Below are 22,448 nucleotides of genomic sequence, written 5' to 3' on the forward strand. Positions count from 1 at the left end.
GTGGCGACCTCGCAACAGGCCCATCAGCCCCACCCCGTATCGGATCCCGTCGTCGCGGCGCTCGGCGGGCTGGGATCGGCCGTCGACTGCACGGGCCTGCGCAGCCTGTCCCTGGAGGGGCCGCTCGTACTGTGGCTCGTCGTCCAGGGCGAGCTGGACCTATTCGCCGTCGATGCCGCGCAGGCGGGCCACTGGCATTTCCTCGGCCGGCTGGAGTCGGGCGCGCTGCTCCTCGGCCCGGTCGACGGCCCCGCGCACACGCTGACCGGGCGCCCGCTGCAAGGCTGTGTACTGCGCCGCATCGAGCTGCAGGAGTTGAACCGGCCCGCGTACGGCGGATCCTGGGGCGGGCACGGCGAGTACGGAGCGTACGGCCAGTACGGCCAGTACGGCGAGTACGGGGCGTACGGCGAGTACGGCGAGTACGGAGATCACGCCGACCCGTGGCAGGCCGCGCCCAGCCCCCTGGAGGACGCCTTCGCCCGCGGCATCGGCCGCGGTCTGCGCGTGCTCTACCAGGCACCGCTGGAAGGCGGCCCCGACACCGCCGCCAGCGGCGGGGCCGACGAGGACATCCTGTGGATGCAGGTCCCGCCGGGGAGCGTGCGGTACGGCGCCGTGTACGAGGCCCACGCATCGTACGAGGGCGCGGGCACGGCCGGCACGCTCCTCGTCGACGAAGCCGTGTGGCAGGGCATGGTCGACCGGCAGTACCGGCTGCTCTGCGCCCTGGACCGCCGCATCGAGCAGGATGAGCGCGCCCACGCGGACCGCACCGCGGCCGGCATCGAGGCCGGAGAGGCCGCCCGTACCCAGGCGGACCGCGCCCTGCTCGCCTCCATCGGCCGCCCCCGCCGGGGCTCCCGCCGTGCCGCCGGCGACGATGCGACCTTCGCCGTGTGCCGCCTGGTGGCCGCCGAAGCCGGCATCGCCCTCACCGAGCCCACGGGCGCGGACGCGGCCCCCGCCTCCGCCTCCTCCGGCGTCTCCGCGCGGACGGACCCGATCGAACGCATCGCCCTCGCCTCCCGCATCCGCACCCGCCCCGTCAGGCTCGGCGGCCGCTGGTGGCGGGAGTACGGCGGCCCGCTGGCCGGGCGGCGCGCCGACGACGGAACCCCCGTCGCGCTGCTCTGGCGGCGCGGCCGGTACGAGGCCGTCGACCCGGCCACCGGCGCCCGTGAGCGCATCCGCCAGGCCAACGCGGCCGCCTTCGCACCGGCCGCCGTCATGTTCTACCGCCCGCTGCCCGACCGGAAGCCGGGCCTGCTGCACCTGATGCGCTTCAGCGTGCGCGGCAGCGGCCAGGACCTGCGCAGCCTGGTCCTGGGCGGGCTCGGAGCCGTCGGCCTCGGCGCGCTCGTCCCCGTGGCCACCGGTCGGGTGCTCGGCACGTACGTACCGCACGCCGAGGACAGCCTCATCGTGCAGACCGCGCTGGCGCTCATCGCGACCAGCGTGGTCTCGGCCGCCTTCATGCTGCTCCAGAACGTCTCCGTGCTGCGGATGGAGGGCCGCATCGAGGCCACCTTGCAACCGGCCGTCTGGGACCGGCTGTTGCGACTGCCGGTGACCTTCTTCGCCGGCCGCTCCACCGGGGAACTCGCCGCCGCTGCCATGGGCATCAGCTCCATCCGCAGCGTGCTGTCCGGCATCGTCCCGGTGTCGCTGCAGGCCGGCACCGTCGGCGCGATGAACCTCGTACTGCTGCTCGTCTACAGCGTGCCGCTGGCGCTGGCGGCGCTCGCCATGCTGCTCGGCGTCGCCGTCGTCTTCCTGGGCCTGGGGCTCTGGCAGCTCCGCTACCAGCGCCGGCTGATCCGGCTCGGCAACAAGCTCGACAACCAGGCGTTCCAGACCCTGCGCGGACTGCCCAAGCTGCGCGTGGCCGCGGCCGAGAGCTTCGCGTACGCCGCCTGGGCGCGGGAGTTCGCCCGTACCCGCGAACTGCACCAGCGCATCGGCCGGATCAAGAACGTCCTCACCGTCCTCAACGCGGTCTATCTGCCGCTCTGTACGCTCGTGATGTTCATGCTGCTGGCCGGACCGGCCCGGGGCAGCATGTCCGCAGCCGAGTTCCTCACCTTCAGCACCGCCGTGACGATGATGCTGTCCTCGGCCACCCAGCTGACCGGCGTCCTGCTCTCGGCAGCCGCCGTGCAGCCGATGTTCGAGCTGGTCAAGCCGCTGCTCCAGGAGGCCCCCGAGGTACGTGCCGCCGGCATCCGGCCGGGCGAGCTCAGCGGCGCCGTCGAGGTGCAGAACCTCTCGTACCGGTACGCCGACGACGGCCCGCTCGTCCTGGACGACGTGTCGTTCGCGGTACGGCCGGGGGAGTTCGTCGCGGTCGTCGGCGCCAGCGGCTGCGGCAAGTCAACCCTGCTGCGCATGCTCATCGGCTTCGACCGGCCGGCTTCCGGCAGCGTGCGGTACGACGGACAGGACCTGGCCGCACTCGACCAGGCGGCCGTGCGCCGCCAGTGCGGGGTCGTCCTCCAGAACGCGCAGCCGTTCTCCGGGTCGATCCTCGACTGCATCCGCGGCTCCGGTACGTACTCCCTCGAAGAGGCGGCGGAGGCCGCCGCGCTGGCGGGCCTCGCCGAGGACATCAAGGCGATGCCGATGGGCCTGCACACCGTGCTGTCCGACGGGGGCGGCACCGTATCGGGCGGGCAGCGCCAGCGGCTGATGATCGCCCAGGCCCTCATCGGCAAGCCGCGCATCCTGTTCCTGGACGAGGCGACCAGCGCGCTGGACAACGAGGCCCAGCGCGTGGTCATCGAGTCCACCCGGGCCCTGCGCGCCACCCGCATCGTGATCGCCCACCGGCTGTCCACCGTCATGGACGCCGACCGGGTGATCGTCATGGCGGACGGCCGGATCGCCCAGCAGGGCCCGCCCGCCGAGCTGCTCGCCGATCCGGCGGGCCCGTTCCACGAGCTGGTCCGCCGCCAGGTCGGGTGAGCCCGGAGGAGACCGTCAGCCTTGAGCCGGGGCCGGGGCAGGGGTCTGCGTATCGGACTGATGGTCCGAATGGTCCGACGCGGCCACGGCCGGGGACCCGGCCGCCGCCGGGAGGGCGAAGACGCGGAGGAAGAGCTGCGAGAGCGGGCCGATGGCCAGGGCGTACGCCACCGTGCCCACGCCGGCCGTGCCGCCCAGCAGGACTCCGGCCGCCAGGACCGTGAGCTCGATGCCGGTACGGACCAGCCGCAGCGAGCGCCCGGTCCGCCGGTGCAGCCCGGTCATGAGGCCGTCGCGCGGGCCGGGCCCGAAGCACGCGGCGATGTAGAGGCCGGTCGCGACCCCGTTGAGGACGATGCCCGCCGTCAGCAGGGCGGCCTGCGCGAGCGTGCCGCGCACGTCCGGCAGCACCGCGAGCGTGGCGTCCATGGTCAGGCCGACGGCGAACACGTTGGAGACGGTCCCGAGCCCGGGCCGCTGCCGCAACGGCACCCACAGCAGCAGGACCAGCGCCCCGACGGCCACCGAGACCGTGCCGATGCTCCACCCCGTGCGCTCGGCGAGCCCCTGGTGGAAGACGTCCCACGGGTCCAGTCCCAGCCCGGCGCGGACCAGGAACGCCGAGCTCGCGCCGTAGAGCGCGAGCCCGACGTAGAGCTGCAGGAGCCGACGGGGCAGACGTCGCGCGGGGCGGACGGGGGCGAGGGACACCGGTGGAGCCTTTCGGGGGAGCCAAAGACCGACAGGTCTTACCGTGTGGCATCCCCTGAACGGCCCAACAGGGCCAATCCGAACCAAGTGGCCTTACTTTCGCCGATTCATTCCGGCGGCGCCTCAGCGCGTCCCGCCTCGTGAGAACTGGCACATTTTCGACCCGTTTAGTCCGAATTGGTGAATGCTGGTTTCCGGGCCGCGACCATCCAGACGCGCCCCCACCAGCGCCACCGGCACCGGAAGAGACGAGAGACATGCGACGCGTACACCGCCTGACGGTCAACCGGCGGACAGCCCTGCCCCTCGTCGGCGGAGCCGCCGTCCTCGGCTTCGGCGGCCTCTACCTCACCGGTCTGGCCGTGGCGGGTGACGCCATCGCCGACGGCACCCACGTACGGGGTGTCGACATCGGCGGCATGAGCCGTACGGAGGCCAGGACCGCGCTCGACCGCACGCTCGGCCCCGCCGCGGCCGCCCCGATCGAGCTGCGGATCGGCGACCGCGCCGAGCAGGCCGCCCCCGCCGCCTTCGGCCTGTCGCTGGACACCGCCGCCACCGTCGAGCGCGCCGCACAGACCGGATCCGACCCCTTCACCGTGATCGGCCGCCTCCTCACCCCGGCCGAGAACCGGGACGTGGAGCCCGTGGTCCGTACGGACGGCCCCACGAGCACCGCCGAGGTCGACCGGATCACCGCCGCCGGCCGGGAGGCCCGCGACGGCGACATCACCTTCGAGGGCGGCACGGCCCGGGCCACCGCCCCCGTGACCGGTGTCTCCGTACGGGCCGACCAGGCGGCCGACACCGTACGCGCCGCCTACCTGCGCCCCCAGGGCGGGCCGGTCGCCCTCCCCGTGGACCAGAAGCCGCCCGCCGTGGGACAGCAGGAGACCGCTCGGGCCCTGAAGGAGTTCGCCCAGCCCGCGATGTCCGGCCCGGTCACGCTCAAGGTGGCCGGAAAGACGGTCACCCTCACCCCCGCCGTGCTCGGCAAGCACCTGTCGGTCGAGCCCGACGCACAGGGCCGGCTGGTCCCGAAGCTCGACGCCCAGGGGCTGCTGGCCGAGCCCGCCGTCGCCCGGCAGGTCGCCGCGGCCACCAGCACCTCCCGCGGGGCCACCTTCGGCGTGGACTCCACCGGCCGCGCGGTCGTGGTCCAGGACGGGCGCTCCGGGGTGCAGGTCACCGAGAAGGCCTTCGCCGACGCCGTCGTCCCGCTGCTGACGCGCACCGGCGCCGCCCGTACGGGGGAGGTCGCCGTGACGACGGTCCACCCGCGCCTGACCGCGGAGAACGCACAGAGCCTCGGCATCAAGGAGAAGATGTCCTCCTTCACGGTCAAGTTCCCGGCCGCGCCGTACCGCACCACCAACATCGGGCGGGCCGTCGAGCTGATCAACGGCTCCGTCGTGCTGCCGGGCGAGACGTGGAGCTTCAACAAGACGGTCGGCGAGCGGACCAAGGAGAACGGCTTCGTCGACGGCATCATGATCAACGACGGCCAGTTCGTGAAGTCCCCCGGCGGCGGTGTCTCGGCGGTCGCGACGACCATGTACAACGCCATGTTCTTCGCGGGCGTCCACCCGCTGGAGCACGGGGCCCACTCGTTCTACATCGAGCGCTATCCCGAGGGCCGCGAGGCCACCGTCGCCTGGGGCACCCTCGACCTGCGCTGGAAGAACGACTCCGGCCACGCGATCTACGTCCAGGCCGAGTCCACCGACACCTCGGTGACCATCAGTCTGCTCGGCACGAAGAAGTACGAGGAGATACGCGCGACCCAGGGCCCGCGGACGAACACCACCCCGCCGGCCAAGCGCACGGGCTCCGGGCCGACCTGTGAGGTGCAGACCCCGCTGGAGGGCTTCGACGTGGCCGTCGACCGGATCTTCGTCCAGGGCGGGCAGGAGGTCAAGCGGGAGACCTACAAGACGCACTACACCCCGCGCGACGAGGTCACCTGCGATCCGCAGACTCCGCAGACCCCCGCGGCCCCGAGCCCCTCGGCGGCCCCGACGGGCCCGGCCGCCACGCAGCCGGGCCGCGCCTGAAGCCCGGGGTCTTGTCCGGCGACACTCCCTAGACGAACCCGGCAGGCGGGCGCGCCCGCCAGGAGTGGGCGGGACAGTGCACGACCGACGCCATGTTCCGGTCCCAGTGGGCCCGGTGGCGGCGGGTGGAGTGGGGCGCGCACGACACGGCGGCCGTGCGCGCCAGTATGAGCAGGGCGGCCGTGAGGGCCGCCAGTTCTATGTGGTCCGGGGTGCCCCGGACCACCCTGATCCGGTGCCGGCGTATCACCAGGTCACCGGCAGGGTCTTGGGCCCCCGGATCAGCGCCCCGGCCTGCCATTCGAGCTGCTCGGGCGGTACGGCCAAGGCGAGGCGCGGATAGCGTTCGATCAGCGTGGTGATGATGATCTCGGACTCCATACGGGCCAGCATCGAGCCCACGCAGTGGTGGGGCCCGTTGCCGAAGGCCATGTGGGCGATGGGCCCGCGGTCGAAGTCCAGCGCGTCCGGGTTCGGGAAGACCTCGGGATCGCGGTTGGCCGCGAGGTACGAGGAGTAGACCGTGTCCCCGGCCTTGATCGTGACGCCGGCGATGTCCACGTCCCGCGTCGCGATCCGCGGCAGACCGACCCCGCTGCGGTGCGGGATGAACCGCAGCAGCTCGTCGACGGCCTGGGGGATCATCTCCGGCTCCCTGCGCAGCCGTTCGTGGTGCTCCGGATGGGTGAGCAGGGCGTACACCATGTTCGCGCTGTTGTTGCGGACGGCGTGCGCACCGCTCACGAGGATCGCGGTGGCGATGGAGACCGCCTCCGGCTCGGTGATCTCACCGGCGTCGGCGGCCCCGGCGAGGACCCCGGCGAGGTCGTCGCTCTGCTTCTCCCGCCGCATGGCCAGCAGGGCGACCACGCATTCGCGCACCGTCTTCAGGGCGTCGGTGCTCTTGTCGGGGGACGGGCCCGGGGTCATGATCACGTTCGCCCAGGAGGTCATGTCCTTGCGCATGTCCTGCGGCATTCCCAGCAGGTCGGCGACGGCCGCGAGCGGGAACGGGCCGTGCAGGTGCTCGACGAGGTCCGCCGGCGAACCGTGCCGCTCCATCTCGTCCAGGAGGCCGTCGGCCGTCCCCTGCACGGTCGGCCGCAGCTTCTGCATGCTCTTGCCGGTGAACGCCCGGGCGACCACGCGGCGCATGTCGTTCAGGCGCGGCGGGTCGGCGTAGTTCATCGACGCCTGCTGCGAGGCGATCGCGTGCGGGGAGGAGGCGGTGATCGTCCGGCCGACCAGTTCGGAACGGCTGAAGCGCGGGTCGGTGGTCGCCGCCTTCACATCGGCGTAGCGCGCCATCAGCCAGGCGGTGCCCTGGCCGAACGGCAGCCGGATCCGGGTGGCCCGTTTGTCCCGCAGGCGGTCGTGCAGGAACGGGTCGAAGTCCAGCGCCTCGAAGTCGTCCAGGTTCCAGCAGTGCACCGGTTCGCCCGAGGCCGGGTCCATCTCCGGGGCCGACTCCGGGTCCATCTCCGGGTCCGGCCTGAGGGCGGTTTGCGGGTCTGACGTCATGGTTCATCTCCCTGCGTGGATGTCACCCCCCAAGGCACGATTCCGCGGGAAATCGGCACAGCCATCCCTTCCCTCTCGTCGCACGCTCCGCTGCCTCCACGGCGCAGCGTCACCGGATTGGCTCATGTCACCAACGCCGTAGTCCCGCGCGCGCTTCCGGCGGAGGTCGATGAGGCTGTGTCAGACACGAAAGGAGAGCCACCCATGGCGACTCTGTGCAGGCCAACGGTGTGCGTGCCCGAGCACGTGATCACGATGGAGCAGACCCTCGATCTGTGCCGGTCCGTGCACGCGGACCATCCGCAGCTCGACCTGGCGCTGCGCCTGATCCGCAACACCGGCGTCGCGAAGCGGCACATCGTGCGCCCCATCGAGGAGACGCTCAAGCACCCCGGTTTCGAATCGCGCAACGCCGTGTACGAGACCGAGGCCAAGGCGCGGGTCCCCGCGGTGGTGCGGCAGGCGCTGGAGGACGCGCAGCTGCGGGCCCAGGACATCGACATGATCATCTACGTGTCGTGCACGGGCTTCATGATGCCCTCGCTGACCGCGTGGATGATCAACGCGATGGGCTTCCGGACGGACACCAAACAGCTCCCCATCGCCCAGCTGGGCTGTGCGGCGGGCGGCGCGGCGGTCAACCGGGCCCACGACTTCTGCACCGCCTACCCCGAGGCGAACGCGCTGATCGTGTCCTGCGAGTTCTGCTCGCTCTGCTACCAGCCCAGCGACCTGGAGGTCGGCAACCTGCTCTCGAACGGCCTGTTCGGCGACGGAGTGGGCGCCGCCGTCGTCCGCGGCCGGGGCGGAACCGGCATGGAACTGCACCGCAACAGCTCGTACATCATCCCCCAGACGGAGGACTGGATCATGTACGACGTCAAGTCCACCGGGTTCCACTTCAAGCTCGACCGGCGGGTCCCGGGGACCATGGAACCGCTCGCGCCCTCCCTCAAGGACCTGGCCAAGCTCCATGGGTGGGACGCGGCCGCGCTGGATTTCTACATCATCCACGCAGGTGGGCCGCGCATCTTGGACGACCTCAGCAAGTACCTCGGTGTGGCACCCGAGGCATTCCGCTTCAGTCGGGCCACACTGACCGAGTACGGCAACATCGCCAGCGCCGTCGTCCTGGACGCACTGCGCCGACTGTTCGACGAGAACGGCACCGCTGACGCCGCGCGGGGCCTGCTGGCCGGTTTCGGCCCGGGCATCACCGCAGAGATCTCACTGGGCAGCTGGACCTCGGGACGAGGGACCGGGTGAGGGAGGAATCCGAAGAATGCTGAAGGACGGCCCCGCAACCGCAAGGCCACCCATCACGCACTGGCCCACCCCGGCACTGGACGGGGTCGACTTCGACCCCGTCCTCGCCGAACTGATGCAAGCGGGTCCGATCACCCGGATCCGCATGCCCAACGGAAGCGGGTGGGCCTGGCTCGTCTGCCGGTTCGACGACGTGCGCATGGTGGCCAACGATCCCCGGTTCAGCCGCAAGCTGGTCGCGGAACACGATGTCACCCGACTGGCCCCGCACTTCATCCCCGCGCCGGGTGCGGTCGGGTTCGAGGACCCGCCCGACCACACCCGGCTGCGGCGCACCGTCGCCGCGGCCTTCACCACCCCCGGGGTGGAGCGCCTGCGCACCCGCGCGAAGGAGATGCTCGATGCCCTCGTCGACGGGATCCTGCGCGACGGCCCGCCCGCGGACCTGACCGAGCGCCTGCTGGCGCCCTTCCCGCTCGCCGTCGTGTGCGAGCTGATGGGCGTCCCGGAGGAAGACCGGCCCATGGTCCACGAATGGACCACCCTGATCCTCTCCTCGGCCCAGGGCGTCGAACGCAGCGAGCAGGCGAAGAACGACATGTGCGCCTACCTGGGCGGGCGCATGCGCACCGGGGAAGTGGCCGGTGGCGACAGCGTCATCGGGCTCCTCGTCAAGGCCGTCGAGGCCGGCGAGGTCACCGCCGAGGAGGCGACCGGCCTCGCCCTGCTCATCCAGATCGGGGGCGAGGCCGTCACCAACAACGTGGGCAACATGGTCTACATCCTGCTCACCCGGCCGGACCTGATGGACCGGATGCGCAGGGAGCCGGGCCTGCGGCCCTCGGCCATCAACGAGCTGCTGCGCTACATCCCGCACCGCAACGCGGTCGGGCTCTCGCGGATCGCCCTGGAGGACGTCACCGTGGCGGGCCAGCTCATCCGGGCGGGCGAGGCGATCTACGTCTCGTACCTCGCGGCCAACCGCGACCCGGAGGTCTTCCCCGACCCCGAGGAACTGCAGCTGGAGCGCAGCCCCAACCCGCACGTCTCCTTCGGGTACGGACCCCACTTCTGTCCCGGGAACATGCTGGCCCGTCTCGAATCCGAGCTGATGGTGGACGCCCTGCTCGACCGCTTCGCGGACCTGCGCTTCAGCGTCCCCGTCGGCGAGCTGCGCTGGCGGCCCGGGGCCCTCATCCGCGGGCCCGAAGGTCTGCCCGTGACCTGGTCATGACCGCGCACGTCGCCCGCGACGGGCTGCTCGTGCCACCGGGTCACGGCCGCAAGCTGCACACCGAGGCCCAGCAGGTCACGTTCAAGGTCACCGGGGAGCACTCCGCGGTGGCCTCCAGCTTCGAGGTCGTCGTACCGCCCGGGTTCGACGTCGGGGCGCACCTGCACACCCGGAGCGAAGAGCTGTTCTACGTCCTGGAGGGTGAACTCGACGTCATGGCCTTCGAGCCTCGCGTCCGTTCCGGGGACGACTGGCGACACTGGGAGTCGCTCGACGGACGCCAGGTCGTCCGTGCCACGCCAGGAACCGTCATCGTGGTTCCGCCCGGTTGTCCGCACGCCTTCGCGAACCCCACCGGCGAACCGGCCCGGATGTTCTTCCAGGCCTCCCCGCCCCCCGATCACGAGCGGTACTTCGAGGAGCTCCTCGACCTGCTCGACACGAGCGCCACCCCGGATCCCGCCGCTATCCACGCACTCCGGAAGCGCTACGACATCGAACAGCTCACGCCGCTGCGCCACGAGCTGTCCTGACCACCACCGCGACACCCCTCACCCAAACGCACACCATTCTCGGGAGACTTCATGCTGCGCACGCGCCGCAAACTTCGCACCGCCACGTACGTCCTGGCGACCGTGATCGCCGCCAGTGCCTCGATCGCCGCGGCCCCGGCACGGGCCGCCCACTCCCTGCCGTCCTACTGGTGCTACCTCAACGGTGTCGAGGTGAGGTCCGGTCTGACGGTGGTCAGAGGCACGGGGGGCGTCGACACGATCCTGTGCGAGAACGACGTCGAGAACGTCATCATCGACGGCGGCGGCGGCAACGACAACATCCGCGTCAAGGGCATGCTGATCGACTCCCAGGTGCTCGGCGGCGAAGGCGACGACACGCTCCAGGTCAACAACCTCGCCCCGAAGAACGGCAACGCGTCGGTGCGCGGTGGCCTCGGCAACGACACCATCATCACCGCGCTCGTCGTGGGCACGGCCGACCACGGGGCCAGCGTCTACGGCGACCACGGCGACGACAAGATCACCACGGGCAGCGTGATGGGCCAGCCCGGCGAGTACGAGCGCGGCGGCGGCCAGGTCTTCGGCAACGACGGCAGCGACCTGATCCGCACCGGCAACGTCGACCTCGGCGGCCGGGTCCTCGGCGGCAGCGAGAACGACATCATCGAGCCCAAGTCGGTGGGCGCGGAGTCCGCGGGCATCGTCCAGGGCGGTCCCGGCAACGACACGGTCCGGGGTCTGAACGACACGGTCCTGACCATCGGACCGGGCTACGGCCAGGTCGACGGCGGGATCGGGACCAACTCCTGCCGGGTGAAGCACTTCTCGACCGGCGACCGGGTCCGTAGCACGCTGTCCAACTGCCCGTCCAGCGAAGCGGGCCCGGCGACCCCGTCGGCCCCCGCTTCACCGGCCGCTCCCGCGACCCCGGCCAAGCCGGCGGCCCCCGCGGCCTCCGGCGGCCACTCACCGCGCTGACGGGCGGCGGCCCCCGGGCGCGCCGTGCCGGCGCTCCACGGACAGGCCGCCGGGCAGCATGAACAGGGTCAGCACCGCGCCGACGGCGAAGATCACCGCCGCTGCCGTGAAGACCGTGTGGTAACCCTCCAGGGCAGCCCGCGCCGCCAGTTCCGGCGTGGGCTGCCGGCCCGCCAGCGAGCGGGCGATGGCTCCGGCGGCAAGGGTGCTCATGAGCGCCGTGCCGACGGAGCCGCCCGTCTGCCGCATGGCGTTGACCGTCGCGGAGCCGACGCCCGCGTCCCGCGGGTCGATGCCGGCCGTGCCGAGGTTCATGGCGGCCGCCGTGATCAGGCCCATGCCCAGACCCGTTGCCACCTGGCCCGGCAGTACGTCGACCAGGTAGGGGCCGGTCGCCGTCGCGTTCGTCATCCAGGCCATTCCGCATGCCGAGAGCAGCATGCCGGTGACGATGCGCGGGCGTCCGCCGACCCGGCCGAGCAGCCCCATGTTGCTGCCGATCGCGCCGATCATCGTGCAGCCGGACATCGGCATGAAGGCCAGGCCGGTCTGGGCCGGGCTGTAGCCGCGGGCGTGCTGGAGGTAGTACGTCAGGAACAGGAACACCCCGAACATGCCGACCCCGGTGATGAACACGGCGATCAGCGCCGCGCCCCGGACCCGGTCGAGCACGATCCGCAGCGGCAGCAGCGGGTGCGCGCTGCGGCGCTGCCACCACACGAACCCGGTGAGCAGCAGGGCGGCCATGACGAGGAAGCCCAGGGTGCGGACGGACTGCCAGCCGTGGGAGCCGGCCGTGGCGAGCCCGTAGACCAGGCAGAACAGCCCGGACGAGGCGAGCACCGTGCCCGGCAGGTCGAGCTTGGGCGGGGTGGTCGGCGCCGAACGCCCGAGCAGCAGCACACCGCCGGTGACGGCGACGGCGGCGAACAGCAGGTTCACGTACATCGTCGAGCGCCAGCTCAGGTGCTCGGTGAGGAAACCGCCCAGCAGCAGCCCCACGGCGCCCCCGGACGCGGCGAGCGAGCCGAACACGCCGAAGGCCTTGGCGCGCTCGGCGGGTGCGGAGAACGTGGTGGTCAGCAGCGAGAGCGCGGCCGGAGCCAGCAGCGCCGCGAACACCCCTTGCAGGGCGCGGGCCGTGACGAGGACCCCGAAGGTGGCCGCCGCGCCGCCGAGGGCGGAGGCCGCCGCGAAGCCGATCTGCCCGATGAGGAAGGCCCGGCGCCGCCCGAACTTGTCGGCCAGCCGCCCGCCGAGCAGCAGGAGACTGCCGAAGGTGATCGCGTACGCGGTCACCACCCACTGCCGCTGGCCGTCGGAGAATCCGAGGTCGGCCTGGGCGGAGGGCAGGGCGATGTTCACGATGGTGGCGTCGAGGACGACCATGAGCTGGGCGAGGCCGATGACGCCCAAGATCCACCAGCGGCGCGGATCGGGCGGCGCCGCGGCGTCGGGGGCGGCGGAAGCGGTGCTGGTTCCGGGACGGGTCGGCTCTGCGGACATGGTGGCGCTCTCCATGGGTTCCGCGCGTTCTCGCCGGTGAGAGGGCGTACGCGTATGCGTGGACTGTCTGCTTCGACGATGCGTGAGACGGCCCTGTCACCCGCGCGCCACGCCATGACGCCGTCCGGATGGACCAGTGGAGCGTTCGTTTCTCCTACCCTTTCCCCTTCTTCTTCTTGTTCTTTTCGCGCGGGGCGTCGACCGGGCGGCCGGCGTGGAGCTCCAGTGGGCCCGTGCCCTCGCGCCGGGCGCGCAGGCAGGCCTCGATCTGGCGGCGCAGGGAGGGTTTGACCAGGGCGCGCAGCTCACCGGCGGGCACCGCCCGCCAGCTCAGCAGCTCGAAGGGGGCGAGCCGGATCCGGGCCAGGGTGGCGGCGTCCAGCACCCCGCCGTCGTAGAGGAAGCGGATGCGGGCCGGATAGCCGGGCTTGTGGGCCCAGTTGACGCCGAGCAGCCGGCCCGGTGCGAGGTCGAGGCCGAGTTCCTCGTGCACCTCCCGGCGGGCGGCGGCGCGCGGGGTCTCACCCAGGTCGCTGTCGATCCCGCCGCCCGGCAGGTTCCAGCGCCCGGACCTGTCGTAGGAGGGCTCCACCAGCAGGATCCGGCCCGTGGCGTCGGTGAACAGCACGCTGGCCGCGGTGATCGCCTTGGGGCGGGCGGCCCGGTGGCTCGCGGCGTCGAAGGACCCGGTGTGTTCCAGGGCCGTACGCCGCTCCGGGTCCAGGCCGGCCGGGGAGCCGGGCTGCGGCACGCCGTCGACCAGATGCGCGAGGGAGCCGGCGTACAGGGCGGCCAGGGCGGCGCGCAGCCGGGGCGCGAGCCGGGCGGGCAGCACCGCGTACGCCTCCTCCGGCGCGAGCCAGCGGGCCGGGGAGGCCTCGCCGTCCGGGAGGGAGAGCCCGCGGGCCTGCTTCGGCGAGAGCGGCCCGACCAGGTGGACGTGGGCGATGAGGGAGCGGCCGAGGGAGCCGGGCCGCCGCGAGTCCACGGCGAGCAGCCGGCCCACCGGTACGGACAGGCCCAGCTCCGCCTCCAGCTCCCGGGCCAGCGCCTCCTCCGGGGTCTCGGTGTCCTCGACGGTGCTGCCCGGAAGCTCCGCCTCCGCCCGGTACGAGGGCGCCAGTACGAGGACCCGCCCGGCGGAGTCCAGCACGATCGCGGTGGCGGCGACGAGCGGGGACGGCCGGGCGGCGTAGTACAGGCGCACCTCGTCGGGGGAGGGGCCACCGGAGGGCCCGTCGGGCGGCTGGCCGTACTGCGGGTCGGACGGGCGGTCGGACGGGCGGTCGGGCAATGCGGACTCCCCATGTCTGGTCGTGCCACCGTACGGGGCGGATCCGCACCCCGCCCGGGCCCGCGGCGCTCGCCGGTCAGGCCCGGGCCAGGAGCATCCCGCCCATCGTGACCATGGTCGCCGCGACGAGCCCGTCCAGCACCCGCCAGGCCGCCGGGCGAGCCAGCGGGCCGCTCAGCAGCCGGGCGCCGTAGCCGAGGGTGCCGAACCAGATCAGGCTGGCCAGCCCGGCCCCGATGCCGAAGGCCCAGCGCAGGTCCCCGCGGTCGGCGGCGAGGGAGCCGAGCAGCAGGACGGTGTCCAGGTAGACGTGCGGGTTGAGCCAGGTCATGGCCAGGCAGGTCAGCACGGCCCGGCGGCGGGACCCGGCGGTGGCCCCCTCGGCGCCCAGGGCGGCGCCGGGGGTGGGCCGCAGCACCCGGCGGGCGGCGAGGAATCCGTAGCAGATCAGGAATCCGCCGCCGGCGATGGCGACCGCGGTCAGGGCGGCCGGCCAGGCGGTGACGAAGGCGCCGACCCCGGCGACGCCGAGGGCGATGAGGAGCGCGTCGGAGACGGCGCAGATCGCGACCACGGCGAGGACGGCGTGCCGGCGCACCCCCTGCCGCAGGACGAAGGCGTTCTGCGCGCCGATGGCGACGATGAGGGAGAGTCCGGTGCCGAAGCCGGCGAGTGCCGCCGCGATGATGCCGTGTGTCATGTCTCCGACCGTAGGCAGCGGCGTGGTTTCAGTACAGCTAAAGATTTTTACGTACCCTTAGCGTTCGTGATGGACGAGCTACCCCTGGACCAGGTGCGGACCCTGCTCGCCGTGGTCGACGAGGGCACCTTCGACGCGGCGGCCGCGGCCCTGCACGTGACCCCGTCCGCCGTGAGCCAGCGGGTCAAGGCGCTGGAGCAGCGGACCGGGCGGGTGCTGCTGATGCGCACGAAGCCGGTACGGGCGACCGAGTCCGGGCAGGTGGTGGTCCGGTTCGCCCGGCAGCTGGCCCGGCTGGAGCGGGACGCGCGCGCCGAGCTCGGCATGGCGCAGGAGTCGGGAGGCCCGGTGCGGCTGCCGATCGCCGTCAACGCCGACTCCCTCGCCACCTGGTTCCTGCCGGCGCTCACGCGGGTGCCGCAGGATCCGCCGGTCTTCTTCGAACTGCACCGGGAGGACGAGGGGCATACGACGGCCCTGCTGCGGGAGGGCCAGGTGATGGCGGCGGTCACCTCCTCGCCGGACCCGGTGGCGGGGTGCACCGTACGCGGGCTGGGGCTGGCCCGGTACCTGGCGGTGGCGAGCCCCGGGTTCGCGGCCCGGTACCTGGCCGGGGGCCTCGAACGGGGCCTGCGGGAGGCTCCGGTGATCGTCTTCGACCGGCGGGACGAGCTCCAGGACGTGTTCGTACGGTCGCTGACCGGCGATCAGGACGCCGGGGCCGGGCCGCTGCGCCACCACGTACCGACCTCGGAGGGGTTCTGCGACGCGGTGGCGGCCGGGCTGGGCTGGGGACTGGTGCCGGAGCCCCAGTCGGAGCCGCTGCTGCGTGCGGGCAGGCTGGAGCTGCTGGCGCCGCGGCGGCCGATGGACGTGCCGCTGTACTGGCAGCAGTGGAAACTCGACTCCCCGGCGCTGTCGACGGTGGCGGAGGTGGTCGCGGCCGCGGCGGCCGAGGCCCTCCGCCGGGACGGGACCCTCCGTCAGGACGGGACCCGGCACCCGGTGGGCCGGGGTCGGTCCTGATCGCTGCGGACACCCCCTAAGCTGCGGGTATGGAGTCCTACACGATCGGCCAGGCCGCCCGGCTGCTCGGCGTGAGCGTCGACACGGCCCGACGCTGGGCCGACGCCGAGCGGTTCCCCACCCGGCGCGAGGGCACGCGGCGGATGGTGGACGGGCCGGACCTGGCCGCGTTCTGCGTACAGGCCGCCCAGGAGGCCGGCGAGGGCGAGGACGCCCCCTACACCTCGGCGCGCAACGCCTTCCCGGGCATCGTCACCGCCGTGAAGCTCGGCACGGTCGATGCCCAGGTCGAGATCCAGGCCGGCCCGCACCGCGTCGTGTCGCTCCTGACCCGGGAAGCGGTGGAGGAGCTCGGCCTGGAGGTCGGCGCGCGGGCGGTGGCCCGGGTGAAGTCGACGAGCGTCTTCATCGACAGGGTCTGACGGGGCCGATCGGCGGCGGTGGCAGACTGGCCGCTGATCCGCCGAAGGGGAGTACCTCGTTGTCCATGTTCAGCAACCTGCGCCGGGCCGTGCGTCGCGGCTACCGGCGCGCCGTCGACCTCAGCCACCCGTCCCGCTCCCCGCTCGGAAGCGCGGTGGTCAACTGCGTGGTCTACGTCGACGGCGCACGGCAGGACGGCTGCGCCGAGGTGGAGGAAGCGCTGCGGCGGGTCCGCAAGACGGGTGACGGGTTCGTCTGGATCGGCCTCCACGAACCGACGAAGGAGGAGCTCGCCGGGCTCGCCGAGTTGTTCGGCCTGCACCCGCTCGCCGTCGAGGACGCGGTGACCGCGCACCAGCGCCCCAAGGTGGAGCGGTTCGACGACATACTCTTCTCCGTCTTCAAGACGGTGCGCTACGTGGAGCACGAGGAGCTCACCGCGACCAGCGAGGTCGTGGAGACCGGCGAGCTGATGGCGTTCACCGGCGACGACTTCGTCATCACCATCCGGCACGGCGGCCACGGCACGCTGGGCCCGGTCCGCGAGAGCCTGGAAGCGGCGCCGGACCAACTGGCCAAGGGGCCGGCCTCGGTTCTGCACGCCATCGCCGACCACGTCGTCGACGACTACGTGGCCGTCACGGACGCGGTGCAGAGCGACATCGACGCCGTCGAGACCGCGGTGTTCAGCGAGTACGGCGGCCGGGGCGACGCGGGCCGGATCTACCAGCTCAAGCGCGAACTGCTGGAGCTGCGCCGGGCGGTGGCCCCGCTCAGCCGCCCGCTCCAGCACCTGGCCACGCAGCCGATTCCGGTGATCCCGGCGGAGGTCCGCGCCTACTTCCGGGACGTCTCCGACCACCTGACCCGGGCCACCGACCAGATCAACGCGTACGACGCACTGCTCGACTCCATCCTCCAGGCGCACCTCGCGCAGGTGACCGTCGCGCAGAACGAGGACATGCGCAAGATCACGGCGTGGGCGGCCATCGTCGCCGTGCCCACCATGGTCTGCGGGGTCTACGGCATGAACTTCGACAACATGCCCGAGCTGCACTGGACGTACGGCTACCCGATCGTGGTCGGCGTCATGGCCCTCGCCTGCTTCGCCATCCACCGCGGCTTCCGCCGCAACGGCTGGCTCTGACTCCCAGCAGTCCTACAACACACATGGCGCACACGGGTATTGAGCTGTCGCGACCTCTGGTAGTAAAGTTTCCTAACGAAGTCGCTCAAGCCTCAACTTCCCCATGGAGGACTTGTGTTCGCCCCCCACCGCAAGAAAATCGCCATCAGCGCCCTGCTCGGCGGCGCGCTCCTCGCCGTACCGGTGACCGCCCACGCGACGGCGGCGCCCGCGTCCACGTCCGCATCCGCGTCCCCCGCCGCGGCATCGGCGAAGGCCGTCGGCCTCGACGACCCGGCGAAGAAGGACATCGCCATGCAGATCGTGTCCAGTGCGGAGAACTCCTCCCTGGACTGGAAGGCGCAGTACAAGTACATCGAGGACATAGGCGACGAACGCGGCTACACGGCCGGGATCATCGGCTTCTGTTCCGGCACCGGCGACATGCTCGACCTCGTCGAGTACTACACCGACGTCAAGCCGGACAATGTGCTCGCCAAGTACCTCCCGGCCCTGCGGAAGGTCAACGGCACCGACTCGCACAAGGGCCTCGACCCGAACTTCACCAAGGACTGGGCGAAGGCGGCCCAGGACGGCGAGTTCAAGAAGGCCCAGGACCACGAGCGTGACCGGGTCTACTTCAACCCCGCCGTCAAGCAGGGCAAGTCCGACGGGGTCGGCACGCTCGGCCAGTTCATGTACTACGACGCCATCGTCATGCACGGCGACGGCGACGACTCCACCAGCTTCCGCAACATCCGCAAGCGGGCCCTGTCCAAGGCCAAGCCCCCGGCCCAGGGCGGGAACGAGACCGCCTGGCTGAACGCCTTCCTCGACGCCCGCGTCTGGGCGATGAAGCAGGAAGAGGCGCACAGCGACACGAGCCGTGTCGACACCGCGCAGCGGGTCTTCCTCAAGAAGGGCAACCTGAACCTCAACACCCCGCTCGACTGGAAGGTCTACGGGGACCCGTTCCACATCGGCTGAACCGGTCGGTGAGTTCACGGTGAGTGCAGGGTGAGTTCGCGGCGTCCCGTGCCGACCCCAGGGTCCGGAGCGGGACGCCGTTCGCGCACGTGACAGAGGCTGACAGGGTCGCGGAGCCGTAACGATGTGGGCGCGGATGGACGTGCTCCGCCGGGGGTGAGGGCGTACGAGGGTTGCCGCCGAGCGGCACAGGAGACACGTGCGCATCACGAATCGGTCCCTATCACCCCTGTTTCGTCACCCCGTGTGACCCGGCACGATCAGCGGGTTCCAAGTGGCCGCCGGGGCCCGTGATTTTGACCGGTGAACCCTGGAAAAGCGGTGATTCCGGCGTGTTGTGAACTGGCTTGACCGCCACATAAGCGGGGCATAAGTTCTGCCTCGGCTTGCTCCAGCAGGACGGGCCGACGAACCGTCCTCAGGGGGGACTCATGAATTACTACACCGACGTCCTGAAGAAGTACGCCGTGTTCTCCGGCCGCGCCCGCCGCCAGGAGTTCTGGATGTTCATCGTGTTCAACTTCGCCGTCTCGATCGTCATCGGGATCATCGACACCGTCATCGGCGCCAACAGCATCCTCTCCGGCCTCTACAGTCTGGCGGTCCTGCTGCCGGTCCTCGGTCTCGCGGCCCGTCGCCTGCACGACACGGACAAGTCCGCCTGGTGGCTCCTGCTGTACCTGATCCCCGTCCTCGGCTGGATCGTCCTGATCGTCTTCTGGGCCACCGAGGGCAACGCCCAGCCCAACCAGTACGGCCCGAACCCGAAGGCCGTCCACGCCTGAGCAGGCTCGCACGCCTGATCGCCTGAGCGCCTCCCGCGGCTGGAAACAGCCGCGGGGCGGCGCTCTCGCCGTTTGCGGGGCCCGGCGGGGCCCCGGCCGGCCGAGGGTGACGCGCGTCTCCCCGGGACTCGGGCAGGGGGCTGTCCTGACCGGTCCGATCACGAGATATCTTGATGTCGAGCAATGTTGCAGACGAGAGACGCAGACTGTGGAGCGGAGCATCCGGTGACTGACTCGACCATCATCTACACGCACACTGACGAGGCCCCGGCCCTCGCGACGTATTCCTTCCTGCCTGTGATCCAGGCCTACGCGTCGACGGCCGGTGTGAATGTCGAGACCCGTGACATCTCCCTGGCCGGTCGGATCATCGCCAGCTTCCCCGAGTACCTGGAAGAGGGTCAGCGGATCGCGGACGCCCTCGCCGAGCTCGGCGAACTGGCGAAGACCCCGGGCGCCAACATCATCAAGCTGCCCAACGTCTCGGCCTCGATCCCGCAGCTGAAGGCCGCGGTCGCCGAGCTCCAGGGCCAGGGTTACGCGCTCCCGGACTACCCGGACGACCCGAAGACCGACGAGGAGCGCGAGAACCGCGCCCGTTACGACAAGATCAAGGGCAGCGCCGTCAACCCGGTCCTGCGCGAGGGCAACTCCGACCGCCGCGCCCCCGCCTCGGTCAAGAACTACGCCAAGGCCCACCCGCACCGCATGGGCGCCTGGACCTCCGAGTCGAAGACGAACGTCGCCACCATGGGCGCCGAGGACTTCCGTTCCACCGAGAAGTCCGCGGTCATCGGCGAGGACGGCGTGCTGCACATCGAGCACGTCGCCGCCGACGGCACCGTCACCGTGCTCCGCCCGTGCGTACCGGTCCTCACCGGCGAGGTCGTGGACGCGTCCGTCCTGCACGTCGACGCGCTGCGCACCTTCCTGAACGACCAGATCGAGCGCGCCAAGGCCGAGGACGTCCTGTTCTCCGTGCACCTGAAGGCCACGATGATGAAGGTCTCCGACCCGATCATCTTCGGCCACGTGGTCCGCGCCTTCTTCCCGAAGACCTTCGCCCGCTACGGCGAGACCCTGGCCGCCGCCGGCCTGTCCCCGAACGACGGCCTCGGCACCATCCTGAACGGCCTGGGCGCGCTGCCCGACGCCGACGCGATCAAGGCCTCCTTCGACGCCGAGATCGCCGAGGGCCCGGCCCTCGCGATGGTCGACTCGGACAAGGGCATCACCAACCTGCACGTCCCGTCCGACGTCATCGTCGACGCCTCCATGCCGGCCATGATCCGCACCTCCGGCCACATGTGGGGCCCGGACGGCAACGAGGCCGACACCCTGGCCGTCCTCCCGGACAGCAGCTACGCGGGCGTCTACCAGGTCGTCATCGACGACTGCCGCGCGCACGGCGCCTTCGACCCGTCCACGATGGGCTCGGTGCCGAACGTCGGCCTCATGGCCCAGAAGGCCGAGGAGTACGGCAGCCACGACAAGACCTTCGAGATCGCCGCCGCGGGCACCGTCCGCGTCGTCGACGCCGAGGGCAAGGTCGTCCTGGAGCAGCAGGTCGCCAAGGGCGACATCTTCCGCGCCTGCCAGACCAAGGACGCGCCGATCCAGGACTGGGTCAAGCTCGCCGTCACCCGCGCCCGCGCCACCGGTGTCCCGGCCGTCTTCTGGCTCGACGAGGGCCGCGCGCACGACGCGCAGCTGATCGCCAAGGTCAAGACGTACCTCGCCGACCACGACACCGACGGTCTCACCATCGAGATCCTCTCCCCGGTCGAGGCCACCAAGTACTCCCTGGAGCGCATCCGCCGCGGCGAGGACACCATCTCGGTGACCGGCAACGTGCTGCGCGACTACCTGACCGACCTCTTCCCGATCCTGGAGCTGGGCACCAGCGCCAAGATGCTGTCGGTCGTCCCGCTCATGAACGGCGGCGGCCTCTTCGAGACCGGCGCCGGCGGCTCCGCCCCGAAGCACGTCCAGCAGCTGGTCAAGGAGAACTACCTGCGCTGGGACTCCCTCGGTGAGTTCCTCGCGCTGGCCGTCTCCTTCGAGCACCTCGCGACCACCACCGGCAACGCCCGCGCCCAGGTGCTGGCCGACACCCTGGACCGCGCGACCGGCACCTTCCTCAACGAGGACAAGTCGCCGAGCCGCAAGCTGGGCGGCATCGACAACCGCGGCAGCCACTTCTACCTCGCCCTGTACTGGGCGCAGGAGCTGGCCAAGCAGACCGACGACGCCGAGCTGGCCACCGCGTTCGAGGCGCTCGCCAAGACGCTGGCCGAGCAGGAGCAGACCATCGTCGGCGAGCTCATCGCCGTCCAGGGCTCCCCGGCCGACATCGGCGGGTACTACCAGCCCGACGCCGCGAAGGCCTCGGCGGTCATGCGGCCGTCCGCGACCTTCAACCAGGCGATCGCGACCCTCGCCTGAGGTCAGGTCGTCTTGATCGATTCCGCCCCGGTCGGCTGCTGCCGACCGGGGCGGACCCGTATGCGGCCGCCCGCGCGCGCCGAAGCCGGGCCGTGGCGTCCGATAACCCCGAGCACCGGCCACTCCCCGTACGAGCCGTCCGCCCCGTCCGACACCGCGTCGTTCTTCTCGGTGGTCGAGGCCGGCTCCGGATCGCTCGCCGACAACGCCGCCATGATCGGCGCCGCGTCCCGCGCGGGCTTCACCCTGGAAGGAACCCTCCGGCGCTCCGCCTGGTTGGCGGGGGCCTTCGTCGACGAGGTCATCCTCGGGCTGCCGGTGGAGGAGTGGAAGCGGGGGGCCGAACCGCGCCAGTGACCGTCGGCGTGCCCTGGCGCCCCTGGGGCGGGTGCGTTAGCGTGCCGCCGGGGATCTGGGGGGAGTTCGGGTGGCGCGTCGCAAGAACACGTTCCGCGTCCGGGTGGCCGCCGTGCTCGCCGCCGTCGCGGCCAAGACGATCGGCGCGCGCCCCCGGCCGGGCGAGGTCTGGCTGGCCATGGTGCCGCTGCGCGAGGACCCCGAGCAGCGGCTGCGGCACTACTGCGTGGTGCTGGAGACCGGCTCGGGCGCGGCCCGGGTCGCCCAGATCACCAGCAAGGACAAGGACGGCCGGCGCGACCACATCCGGATCCCGAACCACGGCTGGGACGAGTTCTCGGGCCGCTCCCACTGGGTGGAGATCGGCCGCGAACCCCGTGTGGTGCCCTACCGCAGGTTCCTCAAGTTCCGGCCGCAGGGCCCCTGCCCGGACGCCGTCTGGTCCGAGCTCCAGGCCCGCCGCCCGGCGGCCGTCCGTACGGCCGCGGCGGCCGCGGGGGCGCCCCTGCTGAAGCGGATCCTGCGCAAGTACCGGGGCTGACGGGACCGCTCGCGC

At 71.7% G+C, this 22,448-nt stretch carries 20 protein-coding genes; 14 read left to right on the forward strand and 6 right to left on the reverse strand.

Translation table 11 applies throughout. The features are described 5' to 3' along the window. Positions 1 to 2,964 (forward strand): NHLP bacteriocin export ABC transporter permease/ATPase subunit, encoded by a 2,964-nt coding sequence (locus OG509_RS30990; RefSeq protein ID WP_406185908.1) that lies wholly within the window; start codon positions 1 to 3, stop codon positions 2,962 to 2,964. Positions 2,965 to 2,979: 15 nt separating this feature from the next. Here the strand turns inward: OG509_RS30990 and OG509_RS30995 are convergent, their stop codons facing one another. After that, a complete protein-coding gene (locus OG509_RS30995; protein ID WP_406185909.1) occupies positions 2,980 to 3,675 on the reverse strand; it encodes a YitT family protein in 696 nt (231 codons plus the stop codon). Between the two features lie 257 nt (positions 3,676 to 3,932). Here OG509_RS30995 and OG509_RS31000 point away from each other — a divergent pair, with 257 nt between their 5' ends. After that, the gene (locus OG509_RS31000; RefSeq protein ID WP_406185910.1) at positions 3,933 to 5,729 is read left to right on the forward strand and encodes a VanW family protein; all 1,797 of its coding nucleotides are present in this window, start codon (positions 3,933 to 3,935) and stop codon (positions 5,727 to 5,729) included. 28 nt (positions 5,730 to 5,757) lie between these two features. Here OG509_RS31000 and OG509_RS31005 read toward each other — a convergent pair whose 3' ends face one another. Then, a complete protein-coding gene (locus OG509_RS31005) occupies positions 5,758 to 5,979 on the reverse strand; it encodes an acyl-CoA carboxylase epsilon subunit (RefSeq protein WP_406185911.1) in 222 nt (73 codons plus the stop codon). Beyond that, positions 5,976 to 7,250: a cytochrome P450 gene (locus OG509_RS31010; protein ID WP_406185912.1), complete on the reverse strand. Its 1,275-nt coding sequence runs from the start codon at positions 7,248 to 7,250 to the stop codon at positions 5,976 to 5,978. Before OG509_RS31010 ends, OG509_RS31005 begins: the two co-directional genes overlap by 4 nt. A gap of 204 nt (positions 7,251 to 7,454) precedes the next feature. Here OG509_RS31010 and OG509_RS31015 point away from each other — a divergent pair, with 204 nt between their 5' ends. The 4 genes from OG509_RS31015 to OG509_RS31030 are packed head-to-tail and all read left to right on the forward strand — an operon-like array spanning position 7,455 to position 11,243. Then, positions 7,455 to 8,516 (forward strand): type III polyketide synthase, encoded by a 1,062-nt coding sequence (locus OG509_RS31015; RefSeq protein ID WP_406185913.1) that lies wholly within the window; start codon positions 7,455 to 7,457, stop codon positions 8,514 to 8,516. A 16-nt stretch (positions 8,517 to 8,532) separates the two neighbouring features. Further along, the gene (locus tag OG509_RS31020) at positions 8,533 to 9,750 is read left to right on the forward strand and encodes a cytochrome P450 (RefSeq protein WP_406185914.1); all 1,218 of its coding nucleotides are present in this window, start codon (positions 8,533 to 8,535) and stop codon (positions 9,748 to 9,750) included. Then, entirely contained in the window at positions 9,747 to 10,283 is a 537-nt protein-coding gene (locus OG509_RS31025; protein ID WP_030159701.1) for a cupin domain-containing protein, read from the forward strand. The genes OG509_RS31020 and OG509_RS31025 overlap by 4 nt, the downstream gene beginning before the upstream one ends. Positions 10,284 to 10,334: 51 nt before the next feature. Continuing rightward, positions 10,335 to 11,243 carry a hypothetical protein gene (locus OG509_RS31030; RefSeq protein WP_406185915.1) on the forward strand — a complete coding sequence of 303 codons (909 nt, stop codon included), beginning with the start codon at positions 10,335 to 10,337 and terminating at the stop codon, positions 11,241 to 11,243. On the opposite strand, the gene OG509_RS31035 is transcribed toward OG509_RS31030, so the two are convergent. From OG509_RS31035 to OG509_RS31045, 3 genes are all read right to left on the reverse strand, one after another. Then, entirely contained in the window at positions 11,232 to 12,749 is a 1,518-nt protein-coding gene (locus OG509_RS31035; RefSeq protein ID WP_406185916.1) for an MFS transporter, read from the reverse strand. The two genes, OG509_RS31030 and OG509_RS31035, sit on opposite strands and share 12 nt — an antisense overlap. A gap of 154 nt (positions 12,750 to 12,903) precedes the next feature. Then, the gene (locus OG509_RS31040; protein ID WP_406185917.1) at positions 12,904 to 14,043 is read right to left on the reverse strand and encodes an NUDIX hydrolase; all 1,140 of its coding nucleotides are present in this window, start codon (positions 14,041 to 14,043) and stop codon (positions 12,904 to 12,906) included. A gap of 76 nt (positions 14,044 to 14,119) precedes the next feature. Further along, positions 14,120 to 14,743 (reverse strand): LysE/ArgO family amino acid transporter, encoded by a 624-nt coding sequence (locus OG509_RS31045; RefSeq protein WP_406185918.1) that lies wholly within the window; start codon positions 14,741 to 14,743, stop codon positions 14,120 to 14,122. Between the two features lie 69 nt (positions 14,744 to 14,812). On the opposite strand from OG509_RS31045, the gene OG509_RS31050 reads away from it, so the two are divergent. From OG509_RS31050 to OG509_RS31085, 8 genes are all read left to right on the forward strand, one after another. Continuing rightward, positions 14,813 to 15,769 (forward strand): LysR family transcriptional regulator ArgP, encoded by a 957-nt coding sequence (locus tag OG509_RS31050; protein WP_406185919.1) that lies wholly within the window; start codon positions 14,813 to 14,815, stop codon positions 15,767 to 15,769. Positions 15,770 to 15,798: 29 nt separating this feature from the next. Beyond that, positions 15,799 to 16,191: a molybdopterin-binding protein gene (locus OG509_RS31055; protein ID WP_406185920.1), complete on the forward strand. Its 393-nt coding sequence runs from the start codon at positions 15,799 to 15,801 to the stop codon at positions 16,189 to 16,191. A 65-nt stretch (positions 16,192 to 16,256) separates the two neighbouring features. Continuing rightward, a complete protein-coding gene (corA, locus tag OG509_RS31060; protein ID WP_406185921.1) occupies positions 16,257 to 17,339 on the forward strand; it encodes a magnesium/cobalt transporter CorA in 1,083 nt (360 codons plus the stop codon). Positions 17,340 to 17,522: 183 nt separating this feature from the next. Next, positions 17,523 to 18,305: a chitosanase gene (locus OG509_RS31065; protein WP_406187729.1), complete on the forward strand. Its 783-nt coding sequence runs from the start codon at positions 17,523 to 17,525 to the stop codon at positions 18,303 to 18,305. A gap of 431 nt (positions 18,306 to 18,736) precedes the next feature. Further along, entirely contained in the window at positions 18,737 to 19,090 is a 354-nt protein-coding gene (locus OG509_RS31070) for a DUF805 domain-containing protein (RefSeq protein WP_406185922.1), read from the forward strand. 225 nt (positions 19,091 to 19,315) lie between these two features. Continuing rightward, positions 19,316 to 21,535, forward strand: a complete 2,220-nt coding sequence (locus tag OG509_RS31075) for an NADP-dependent isocitrate dehydrogenase (protein ID WP_406185923.1) — start codon at positions 19,316 to 19,318, stop codon at positions 21,533 to 21,535. Between the two features lie 12 nt (positions 21,536 to 21,547). After that, complete coding sequence (locus OG509_RS31080) at positions 21,548 to 21,892, forward strand: GNAT family N-acetyltransferase (RefSeq protein WP_406185924.1); 345 nt, start codon at positions 21,548 to 21,550, stop codon at positions 21,890 to 21,892. Between the two features lie 70 nt (positions 21,893 to 21,962). Further along, positions 21,963 to 22,433 carry a hypothetical protein gene (locus tag OG509_RS31085; RefSeq protein WP_406185925.1) on the forward strand — a complete coding sequence of 157 codons (471 nt, stop codon included), beginning with the start codon at positions 21,963 to 21,965 and terminating at the stop codon, positions 22,431 to 22,433. Positions 22,434 to 22,448 lie beyond the last annotated feature (15 nt).

It is taken from the genome of Streptomyces sp. NBC_01006 (assembly GCF_045162725.1).
GTDB lineage: Bacteria > Actinomycetota > Actinomycetes > Streptomycetales > Streptomycetaceae > Streptomyces.